Genomic DNA, 2,610 nt, shown 5'->3' on the forward strand with positions numbered 1-2,610 from the left:
AAATTCAGCAGTATGGTACTCTTCGTGATTTGCCAATTGTTCTCAACCCCAGTGCTCGCAGCGAAAGCTGTGTTTTAGTCAATCAAATTTTGGCAGATACGATTATTCTCTATCACCTTTACAAAAAACATCACTGGTTGATGCGCGGACATACGTTTTATCAACTGCATCTGTTACTCGACAAACACGCCAGCGAACAAATTGAGTTAATTGATGCACTGGGTGAACGGGTACAAACACTGGGAGGCGTGGCGATCGCTGACCCGCGTCATGTAGCAGAAGTTACAAAAATTAAGCGTCCGCCCAACGGTGTTGAGGAAGTACCTGTGATGTTGTCGCGGTTACTAGAAGCCCACGAGTTAATCATTGGGGAATTGAGAGTGGTGATCGATAAAACAGCAGCGAATCAAGATAGTGGCACTAACGATTTGTTAGTGAGCCAAGTCCTGCGAACCAATGAGACGCAAGTTTGGTTTCTAGCAGAACATTTGGTGGATACACCATTGGTACGCAGTTAAATTCAGCAGATCGGGTGTTGTAAATGAATAACTAACAATATTTCAGCGATCGCTCTTTAATCAGTTCATTCTTGACTCCATTTATCCATTGTAGATAACAGAGGAAAAGAACTTTATGACTAATTATGACTACATTGTAATTGGTGCAGGTTCGGCAGGATGCGTTGTCGCCAACCGTCTGACAGAAGACAGCGACACAACTGTGTTACTACTTGAAGCGGGCAACCCAGATACGAAATCAGAAATTCACATCCCAGCGCAATGTCTCAGTCTACTAGGTTCTGAGGTGGACTGGGCATATTTCTCCCAATCAGAACCCTACCTGAATAACCGCAAAATCTTTTGTCCCCGCGGCAAAGTCCTGGGCGGTAGCAGTTCGATTAATATCATGATTTATCTGCGGGGCAATGCTCACGATTATGACCACTGGCAGTCATTGGGCAATCCCGGTTGGTCGTACCTTGATGTTTTGCCTTACTTCAAGAAATCAGAACACTTCTCACGAGGCGCGTCTGAATTTCACGGGGTCGATGGAGAGTTGAGCGTCACCGATCTGATTGCGCCTGCTGTGGTATCCCAACATTTTGTAGACGCAGCAGTGGAACTAGGATATGACCACAATCCTGATCCAAATGGAATGCAGCAGTCAGGAGCAGGACTCTATCAATTGACGATCAAGGATGGTAAGCGCCACAGCGCGGCCGCTGCCTTCCTGCTACCAGTTTTCCAGCGTCCCAATTTGACTGTAACTACAGGAGCGTTAGTAACTCGCTTGTTGTTTGAGGGTACCCGCACTATTGGGGTAGAATACCTGCAAAAGGATATGCTGCACCAGGTTAGGGTAAACTCCGAAGTGATTTTAAGTGCTGGCGCGTTCGATTCGCCCAAGCTGCTGATGCTTTCCGGTATTGGTGATGCAGAACACCTGCAAACTTTGGGAATTCCGGTAGTGGCTGATTTGCCGGGTGTCGGTCAAAATCTCCAAGACCACCCTGTTGTGTCCGTGGCACACGAGGCAACTCAGGATTTAGATACGGCAAGCAGCAGTAGTGTCGCTGAAGCTGGCTTGTTTTTGCAGACTCCGGGTAATCTGGATGCCGCGCCAGATTTACAGTTTCTCTTCGGCCCGGTTGTGTTGGCACCGCCTGGTTATGCCCACTCTGGTTTAGGATTTACAAGTTTCGTTTGTTTAACTCATCCTCAAAACATTGGTAGACTGTGTGGCATCCGGTTGGCACTTGTAAAATGGGCATTGACCCAATGGCAGTGGTCGATCCTGAGTTGCGGGTACATGGGGTTGAGGGATTGCGAGTTGTTGATGCTTCCATCATGCCCACGATCACCACGGGAAATACGAACGCACCCACCATCATGATTGGTGAAAAAGCAGCTGATTTAATTAAAACAAGTTGCACTCGACAAACTCTTCTCGTTAAGCACAAAGTACAAAATCCAGCCAAGTCAACTTATCTAGAAGTCAGCGATCGCTCCTAACATCTATAAAGGAACACGCAATGACACGAATTACTACACCATTTGGACGGCACTCTACCGCCTCTGAGGTAGCACAGGGAATCGATCTCTCCGGCAAACGGGCGATCGTCACGGGAGCAGCATCGGGTATCGGTGTAGAAACGGTGCGGGCGTTGGCTCACGCTGGAGCCGAAGTTACGTTGGCTGTGCGTAACGTCGATGCTGGGGCAAAGACGGTGGCTGACATCACTGCTATCACTGGGAATCAAAATATTCACGTCGCCGAACTTGACCTGACCGACCGAGGAGCGATCGCTAAATTCATTGCCGCGTGGAATGAACCACTACATATCCTCGTCAACAACGCAGGGGTAATGGCATTGCCTGAACAGCACACACCCAAAGGCTGGGAGATGCAGTTTGCCACCAACCACCTCGGACACTTCGCTCTAACACTCGGACTCCACGATGCTCTGGCGGCGGGCGGTGCTGCGCGCATCGTGTCTGTCAGTTCTAGCGCCCACATGCTCTCGCCGATTGTATTCGATGATATCCACTTCGCGTTCCGTCCCTATGATCCGTGGTTGGCATACGGGCAGTCCAAGACAGCTGTCTCTTA

2 protein-coding genes and 1 pseudogene are annotated in these 2,610 nt (G+C 49.0%); all 3 read left to right on the forward strand.

Annotated features, from left to right (window positions below; genetic code table 11):
- Positions 1 to 518, forward strand: a 518-nt coding sequence (locus IQ229_RS23560) for a Dps family protein (RefSeq protein WP_194047922.1), incomplete at its 5' end; no start/stop codon positions are given.
- A gap of 115 nt (positions 519 to 633) precedes the next feature.
- Positions 634 to 2,012 (forward strand): annotated as a pseudogene (locus IQ229_RS24380) (GMC family oxidoreductase).
- A 20-nt stretch (positions 2,013 to 2,032) separates the two neighbouring features.
- Positions 2,033 to 2,610: SDR family NAD(P)-dependent oxidoreductase (locus tag IQ229_RS23570; RefSeq protein ID WP_194047926.1), on the forward strand; the 578-nt coding region annotated here is incomplete at its 3' end.

This window comes from Nostoc cf. edaphicum LEGE 07299 (genome assembly GCF_015207245.1).
GTDB classification, from domain to species: Bacteria; Cyanobacteriota; Cyanobacteriia; order Cyanobacteriales; family Nostocaceae; genus Nostoc; species Nostoc edaphicum_B.